The organism is Leifsonia sp. HAY1-4F, from assembly GCF_056755275.1.
Genome location: NZ_JBNDHX010000205.1, coordinates 1 through 767 on the forward strand (window position 1 = coordinate 1; position 767 = coordinate 767).

General features: G+C 67.7%; 1 pseudogene. It reads left to right on the forward strand.

Annotation, left to right across the window (positions count from 1 at the left end):
- A pseudogene (locus ACPYOG_RS19205) lies at positions 1-767 on the forward strand (DNA-directed RNA polymerase subunit beta); the annotation flags it as partial.

The window sequence follows — 767 nt, forward strand, 5'->3', positions numbered from 1 at the left end:
GGCGCAGAGGTGCGCCCCGGCGACATCCTCGTCGGCAAGGTCACGCCGAAGGGCGAGACCGAGCTGTCGGCCGAGGAGCGCCTGCTCCGCGCGATCTTCAACGAGAAGAGCCGCGAGGTGCGCGACACCTCCCTCAAGGTCCCGCACGGCGAGGAGGGCACCGTCATCGGTGTCAAGGTCTTCGACTCGCAGGACGGCGACGACGAGCTGGGCTCCGGCGTGAACCAGCGCGTGGTGGTCTACATCGCCCAGAAGCGCAAGATCACCGCGGGCGACAAGCTGGCCGGCCGTCACGGCAACAAGGGCGTCATCTCCAAGATCCTGCCGGTCGAGGACATGCCGTTCCTCGCCGACGGAACCCCGGTCGACGTCATCCTGAACCCGCTCGGTGTCCCCGGACGCATGAACTTCGGTCAGGTCCTGGAGATCCACCTCGGCTGGATCGCCAAGAACGGCTGGGAGATCAAGGGCAAGCCGAAGTGGGCCGCAGAGCTCCCCGAGGCCGCCTTCAGCGTCGCCCCGAACACCAAGGTCGCGACCCCGGTGTTCGACGGTGCGAAGGAGGAGGAGATCGCAGGTCTGCTCGACTCGACCCTCCCGACGCGCGACGGCGAGCGCCTGATCGGCGGCTCCGGCAAGACGCAGCTGTTCGACGGCCGCTCCGGCGAGCCGTACCCGGACCCTGTGTCGGTCGGCTACATGTACATCCTGAAGCTGCACCACCTGGTCGACGACAAGATCCACGCCCGTTCGACCGGTCCGTACTC